A 4,983-nucleotide genomic window follows, 5' to 3' on the forward strand; every position below is an offset into this window, starting at 1 on the left:
CCGTGAGGGTGCCGGTTTTGTCAGAGCAAATTACCGTAGCGCTGCCCAGGGTCTCCACCGCCGGCAGCTTGCGGATAATGGCGTGGCGTTTTGCCATGCGGGAAACCCCAATCGCCAAGGTTACAGTGACTACCGCCGGCAAGCCTTCGGGGATAGCACTCACCGCCAGCGCCACTGCCGCCTCAAAGACACTGGCCGCCCCCTGTCCCTGAGCCAATCCCACCAAAAAGGTAAGCCCGGCCAAGGTGAGGATGATCCTGAGCAGCATGAGGCTGAATTCCTCGAACTTGCGTGTTAGGGGAGTTTGCAGGGATCCCCCCTTTTCGACCAACTCCGAGATACGGCCTGTTTGAGTCTGGTTGCCAATGGCCACCACCACCCCTGCTCCTTGGCCGAAGGTAACAAAGCTGCCGGCATAGGCCATGTTCTGGCGGTCGGCTAGGGGTGTGTCTTCCGCCAGGGATCCCAGCCGTTTTTCCACCGGCACCGACTCTCCGGTCAGGGCCGATTCATCCACCTGCAAGTTGCGCACGCTCAGCAAGCGCAGGTCGGCGGGCACCTTATCTCCCGAGCTCAAGAGCACCACATCCCCCGGCACCAGCTCCCGCGAGGGCACCCGCAGTTTTTGCCCCTCCCGGATGACCGTGACCTCCGTCACCACCGACCGAGCCAGAGCGGCAATCGCTTCCTCCGCTTTGGACTCCTGGATGTAGCCGATGAGGGCGTTGATCACCACCACCGCCCAGATCACGATGGCATTGCGCCAGGATCCCAAAAACGCCTTGACCGCCCCGGCAACCATCAAGATGTAGAGCAAGGATTGGTTGAACTGCTGCAGAAACTTCACCCAGGCCGGGGTAGCCGCCTTGGCCTTTAGCTCGTTGGGGCCATATTGCTTCTGCCGCTGGATCACCTCAGCTTGAGACAGACCCCGTTCCAGAAGCGCCGCCAGAGGCAGATCCACTGCAACGATTTGGCGGGCAACTTCCTCTTCGGGCAGGGCGTGCCAGGGAGCTGCCGGCAATGAGTCAGGGGAGACGGATTTTGCCATCGCAGGTCTCTAGTTGAATCGCAACAGAACTTGAAGGCCAGCCGTGAACCCAGCGGCAAATCCTTCGTACAGTCCACAGCCTAGCGGATGCTGCTCATCCTCCGAGATGCCACTGCTGCCACCAGCGTCAACAAAGCCTAAGTCCCAGGCTAAGATTTGCCTCAAATTCTCGACAGCTTGAAAAAATGGCTATATTCTTATCGGGTGTTATGATTACGCTTGTTTCCCAGCTGCAGCTCCTGAAGGCTGGCAATCTGCAGAGTCTTCTACGGATTGCCAGTTCGGGGTTGTTGGCTGTCATTTAACAGGTTCTTCCGCATTAAACTAAACAGCTTCTTGAGCTCAAGTTCAGTTCTGTTTGAGGAAACTGCTGTGTCAACGACTACTAAGCCAATGGAACTCAAAACCCAATCCCCACCCGCCTCCACCCAAACGAACGGGCGCCCTGGCGTCGAGGGATCCACCTCCAGAACTTCGCAACCTGTCATTCACCATCAAATTGTTGTAGTGGGAGGAGGGGCTGCCGGCATCAGCGCAGCGGCCCAGTTGCTGGAGCGCAAGCGCAATCTTGATATCGCGATTGTCGAGCCCTCCGACAAGCACTACTACCAGCCCGGCTGGACATTGGTAGGGGGAGGTATTGCCCCCCTGGCCAAGTTTATCCGGGACGAAAGGACTGTGATCCCCAAGGGAGCCACCTGGATTCAAGCGCGAGTGGCAGAGCTGGATCCAGATCACAACCGCGTCATCACTGAGACCGGCCAGGTTATTCAGTACGACTACCTCATAATGGCCCCCGGGATCCAAATCGACTGGCACTTGATCGAGGGCTTGCCGGAGGCGCTGGGCAAAGGAGGAGTAACCAGCAACTACTCCAAGGACTACGCCCCCTACACTTGGGAGACCATCCGCAACTTCAAGGGGGGAACAGCCATCTTCACGTACCCGGCTACCCCAATCAAGTGCGGTGGCGCCCCCCAAAAAATCATGTACCTGGCCGACGATGTCTTCAAAAGCAAAAGTGGGGTTGGCGTCAACACCAAGGTTCTCTTTTGCACAGCCACTCCCACTCTCTTTGCCGTGCCGGAGTACAGCGCCGCCCTGGAGAAGGTGGTAGAGCGGCGAGGGATCCAGGTGAAATTCAAGCACAACCTCAAAGCCATCCGGCCTGAGACTCAGGAAGCCATCTTTGAAGTCACCACCGACAATGGCAAAGAAGAGGTGAGCCTGCACTACGACATGATCCACGTGGCTCCGCCCATGAGCGCTCCGGACTTTGTCAAGCGCAGCCCCCTGGCCGGGCCGGGAGGATGGGTGGATGTGGATAAGGCAACGCTGCAGCACACCCGCTACCCCAACGTGTTTTCCTTGGGAGATGCCTCTTCTCTGCCAACGTCCAAAACGGCGGCTGCCGCCCGCAAGCAAGCGCCGGTACTGGCCGAAAATCTCTTGGCTGCCATGCAGTCCAAGCCCCCGGTGGCCCAGTATGATGGCTACACCTGTTGTCCCCTGATCACAGGCTATAACTCCCTAATCATGGCGGAGTTTGCCTACGGGGGGAAACTGGCTCCCTCCTTCCCGCTGGACCCGACGCGGGAGCGCTACTCGATGTATCTGGCGAAGGTGCACGTCCTGCCCTGGCTCTACTGGAACCGCATGCTCAAGGGCAAAAAGTTTGAGGCAGACATCTTCAAGCCCATCAACAAGCTGGTGCACCGCTACTAGGGCTTTCTATCCCCTCACTCCCCAGCCCCTCTCCCTTTGGGAGGGGGGAGTTTTTTACAGGCAAGCTTTGAACTTTTTCAATACCGCCCGATCCAGCATCAGCAGCGCCGCACGTAGGCCACCTGAGTAGCCCCAAAAAAAGCCCACCGGCAGATGACCCTTAGGCGCTGCCAGACAGGTTGTGAGCTCCCCATACCCCAGCCAGCGGCCCTGCACCTGCCAGCCGACTCTTTCCCCCATGCAGTCTTCGCGGGGCAAGGCTAAGAAGGAGCCCGAACGGATCCCTCCTCTTCCCTCCGGGTCACACTCCTGCCAAAGTTGCTTCTGGACGGTAAAGCCAAAGCGCCCATGGCTGGCCCGCACCCACAGTTGGTCAATCAGCCGCAGCATGGGGCAGGGGAAGGCCTGAACATCCTTGGGATCAAAAAAGCCCACTTGCGAGCGCCCAGCAAGCTTCAGCATCAGGGCTGTCGTCCAGCGATCCGCCTCCCCCCACTGCCCCGCTCGCAGCCGATCCCACAGACCTTGCAAGGCAGGGGCTGCTTCCCCCACCCACTCTGGCCAAGAGAGAGTTCCGGGCAGGGATCCCCCCTTCCCTCTCTCCTCTGGACAGACCTCAGGAAAAATCAGGGATCCGGGCCCTGTCTCTCTTTTCACCGTCGGGGGGGTGGGCGGTGCCACCAGTTGCTCCAGCTCTTCTGCCGAGTGGCTGGCCAAAAGCTGTTCCAGCTCGTCTTGGGGTTGTGGAGGCTGGGCCAAGATCTGCTCCAGCTCCCTCAGCTCTTGGGTGCGGATGGCTGGCTCAAAAGCAACCGGCTTCCTCCCTTGTTGAGAGGCTTCTGCCGGTAACAGTGCCAGCCACTCGGCCATGGTTTGCGGGCGCTCTTCTGGGTGGAGAGCCATCCCTTTGAGAATGGCAGCCTCCACAACCTCGGGAATGCTGGGGTTAAGGCTGCGAGGGGTATCCAACTGGCGGCCTGTGGCCCGCACTGGCGCACACATAGGCACCATCCCCGTCAGCGCCGTGTAGAGGGTTGCTGCCAAGGCGTAGACATCGGTGAAGGCGCCGCGGCGGCGCAAGCTGTCGTATTGCTCTAGAGGAGCATAGCCATCGGTGCCGTAGGAGGTGTGGCGTTGGATCAGACCTTGGGTGTAGCCGCGGGCCAGGCCGAAGTCGATCAAAACTGCCTGCCCGGATCCCTCCCGCACCATGATGTTGGATGGCTTCACATCCCGATGCAGGATCCCCTGTTCGTGCAGGGCCATCAGGGCGGATCCCACCTCCTGCGTCAGGCGCAGGGCCTCTGGCAAGGGCAACGGCCCCTTTTGCCGCAAAAGCTGGTGCAGAGTCTGGCCGCGGATGTACTCCATGACAATGCACCAGCGATCCTGCTCCCAGATCACCTCTTCCACCTTCACCACATGGGGGTGGCGGCAGCGGGCCAGTTGCAGCGCCTCATTCATGAAGTTCTGCTGGAAGTGGGGATAGTCGGGATCCTCACGAAGGCTGTCGTTCAAAACTTTGATAACCACCTGGTCGGCACGGACGTTATCCCAGGCCCGGTAGGTAATGCCGAAGCCCCCCTCTCCTAAGATGGCCTCAATGCGGTAGCGCCCCCCCTGTAGTCTTTCGCCGACTGCCCAAGCCATACCTGACCCCCGCCTCTAGGGCCATTGTGTCACGGGGATCAAATTGACGGCACATAAAACTGCTTAGAAGTCTACGGGCAGCACTCCAGTTTTCACCTGGAAGGTGCGCGCCTGTCCATCGCGGATGACCCGCAGCGTCAGCGTATTGCCCACCCCAGCGGCTTCCACCAACTGCTGCACCTGCTCGGCATCGCGGATGGCCTGCCCATTGATTTCAGTGATCACATCCCCCTCCCGCAAGCCAATCTCCTCAGCCGGGGATCCCGAAATCACCTGCCCGATCAAAACCCCTTCTTCCACCGTCAGCGTGGTGGGACGAGCGGGGTCGCGGTTGAGGCGGGCCACAATGTCGGGGTTGAGGGTGATCATGCGAATGCCCAAGAAGGCGTGTTCTACCCGACCGTCACGGATCAGTTGCTCGGCAATGTCCATGGCGCGGTTGATGGGGATGGCAAAGCCCACACTCTGGGCCCGCTGGAAGATGGCCGTATTCACCCCAATCACGCGGCCTTCCGCATCCAGCAGTGGGCCACCCGAGTTGCCGGGGTTAATGGCCG

4 protein-coding genes are annotated in these 4,983 nt (G+C 59.8%); 1 reads left to right on the forward strand and 3 read right to left on the reverse strand.

The window, feature by feature from the left end; all coding sequences use genetic code 11:
* A partial coding sequence (locus tag NW819_RS00190; protein ID WP_414412530.1) for a cation-translocating P-type ATPase occupies positions 1-1,051 on the reverse strand: 1,051 nt, incomplete at its 3' end.
* A 372-nt stretch (positions 1,052-1,423) separates the two neighbouring features.
* Between NW819_RS00190 and NW819_RS00195 the strand changes: the two genes are divergently transcribed.
* Entirely contained in the window at positions 1,424-2,776 is a 1,353-nt protein-coding gene (locus NW819_RS00195; RefSeq protein WP_414412531.1) for an FAD/NAD(P)-binding oxidoreductase, read from the forward strand.
* A 54-nt stretch (positions 2,777-2,830) separates the two neighbouring features.
* On the opposite strand, the gene NW819_RS00200 is transcribed toward NW819_RS00195, so the two are convergent.
* Complete coding sequence (locus tag NW819_RS00200; RefSeq protein ID WP_414412532.1) at positions 2,831-4,426, reverse strand: serine/threonine-protein kinase; 1,596 nt, start codon at positions 4,424-4,426, stop codon at positions 2,831-2,833.
* A 63-nt stretch (positions 4,427-4,489) separates the two neighbouring features.
* A partial coding sequence (locus NW819_RS00205; protein WP_414412533.1) for a PDZ domain-containing protein occupies positions 4,490-4,983 on the reverse strand: 494 nt, incomplete at its 5' end.

Origin of the sequence: Synechococcus sp. R8-2 (genome assembly GCF_047461715.1) — a bacterium.
In the GTDB taxonomy this organism is placed as follows: Bacteria; Cyanobacteriota; Cyanobacteriia; order Thermostichales; family Thermostichaceae; genus Thermostichus.